The sequence below is a fragment of the Novosphingobium sp. 9U genome (genome assembly GCF_902506425.1).
GTDB lineage: Bacteria > Pseudomonadota > Alphaproteobacteria > Sphingomonadales > Sphingomonadaceae > Novosphingobium.
In genome coordinates, this window is the sequence record NZ_LR732489.1 from 1 (window position 1) to 2,354 (window position 2,354).

Sequence of the window (2,354 nt, forward strand, 5' to 3'; positions counted from 1 at the left end):
CTGTGGATCGGCGTGGAAAAAGGACCCCGTTAGCGGGGTGATCGGCGTCCAAAAGGGACCCCTCATCTCGGTGGTTTAGGCTGCTCGCTTGACGGTGTGTCGAGCGGCGAGATCGGGATGTTGGTATTGGAGACGGTGTTGAGGATCCGGCGCGAGCATGCGTCGGGCAAAGCCATCAAGGCGATCGCGCGGGATCTGCATCTGTCGCGCAAGGTTGTTCGCAAGGCGATCCGGTCACCTGAGGCGGACATGGCATATCGGCGAGAGGTTCAGCCGCTGCCCAAGCTGGGACCGTTTCAGGGTCAGCTCGACACGTTGCTGGAGGAGGATGAGGCGCGGCCGCGGCGCGACAAACTGCGCCTTACCCGTATCCATGATCTGCTTGTTCGCGAGGGGTTCGAGGGCTCGTACGATGCGGTGCGTCGCTATGCCGCCCGGTGGCGCCGGGCGCAGCGCCGCGACGTGATGGACGCGCCGGCCTTCATCCCGCTGCTGTTTCGTCCTGGCGAGGCCTATCAGTTCGACTGGAGCCACGAGGACGTCGAGATCGCCGGCAAGCCCATGCGCGTGAAAGTGGCGCATGTGCGACTGTGCGCGTCGCGCGCGATGTATGTGCGGGCCTATCCACGCGAGACGCAGGAGATGCTGTTCGACGCTCATGCCCGAGCCTTCGCCTTCTTTGGCGGGGTGCCGACGCGCGGCATCTACGATAACATGAAGACGGCGGTGACGAGCGTTTTCACCGGCAAGGAGCGGGTCTTCAACCGACGCTTCCTGGTCATGGCTAGCCACTACATGGTCGAGCCGACGGCGTGCTCGCCAGCGGCCGGTTGGGAAAAGGGTCAGGTCGAAAACCAGGTGCAGACGGCGCGTGGGCGGTTCTTCCAGCCACGGCTGCGCTTTGCCAGCATTGAGGAGCTGAATGGCTGGCTAGAGGCGGAGTGCCGCCGCTGGGCGGACATGCGCCAGCACCCCGAGCATAAGGAGCTGAGCGTTGCCCAGGTGTGGGCTGCCGAGCGTACCGTGCTCCAGCCTATCGTTGCTCCTTTCGATGGCTTCCACGAGAGCGAGCATGCGGTGAGCGGCACCTGCCTGATCAGCTTCGATCGCAACCGCTACTCCGTCATGGCCAAGGCGGTCCGCCGTACGGTGCAGGTCCGGGCCTATGCCGACCGTATCATTGTACGCTGCGATGGTGAGATCGTCGCCGATCATCCCCGCTGCTTTGGGCGCGATCGGACCATCTACGACGCTTGGCACTACCTGCCGGTGCTCGTGACCAAACCGGGCGCGTTGCGTAACGGCGCACCATTCCAGGACTGGGAGTTGCCGCCGGCGCTGGCGCGTTTGCGGCGTAAGCTGGGCGCGAGCGATGACGCCGACCGGCGCTTCGTGCGCGTGCTGTCAGCCGTGCTCGACGATGGTCTGGAGGCAGTCGAAGCGGCCGTGCGTGAGGCATTGCTGGCCGGCATCACCAGCGACAACATCATCCTCAACATCCTGGCGCGACATCGTGAGCCGCCACGAGCCCTGGCGATCGTCACACCCGAGGACCTGATATTGCGCCATCCACCCCGTGCTGACTGCAACCGCTACGACAGCTTGCGAGGCCTCCATGCAGCGGCATGAGATGATGAAGGCCCTGACGGGGCTCGGGCTCAAGGGCATGGCTGGCGCCTTCGATGAAGCGGTGACTACCGGGCTGCAACGCAAGCGCACGACGATGGAGATCCTGACGGATTTGCTGCGTGCCGAGACGACCCACCGTCACGCAGCCTCGGTGCGTTACAGGATGACAGCAGCTCGGCTGCCGGCGGTGAAGGACATCGACGCCTTCGTCTTCGACGGTACACCTATCAACGAAGGGCTGGTGCGCTCACTGCACAGCGGATCGTTTCTGCCCGGCCAGCGCAATGTCGTGCTCGTCGGCGGTACGGGCACCGGCAAGACACATCTCGCCAGCGCCATTACTGCCAACGTGGTGCGGGACGGCGCCCGCGGGCGGTATTTCAACACGGTCGATCTGGTGAACCGCCTCGAGGAAGAGACGCGCCTTGGCAAGGCCGGCACACTTGCAGCGCAGCTCTCCCGGCTCGACGTCGTAGTGCTGGACGAGCTCGGCTACCTGCCGTTTGCGCGCTCGGGCGGTCAGCTGCTCTTCCATCTGATCAGCAAGCTCTACGAGCGCACCTCGGTCATCATCACGATGAACCTAGCCTTTGGCGAATGGCCGACCGTTTTTGGCGACCCGAAGATGACCACTGCGCTGCTTGATCGCATCACCCACCATTGCGACGTCATCGAGACCGGCAACGACAGCTGGCGCTTCAAACACCGTAGCTGACGCTCCGACA

2 protein-coding genes are annotated in these 2,354 nt (G+C 64.1%); both read left to right on the forward strand.

Translation table 11 applies throughout. The features are described 5' to 3' along the window. Nucleotides 1-117 precede the first annotated feature (117 nt). A complete protein-coding gene (gene istA / locus GV044_RS15370) occupies nt 118-1,629 on the forward strand; it encodes an IS21 family transposase (protein WP_159872466.1) in 1,512 nt (503 codons plus the stop codon). Further along, entirely contained in the window at nt 1,616-2,344 is a 729-nt protein-coding gene (gene istB, locus GV044_RS15375; RefSeq protein WP_159872468.1) for an IS21-like element helper ATPase IstB, read from the forward strand. Before istA ends, istB begins: the two co-directional genes overlap by 14 nt. Nucleotides 2,345-2,354: the final 10 nt, after the last annotated feature.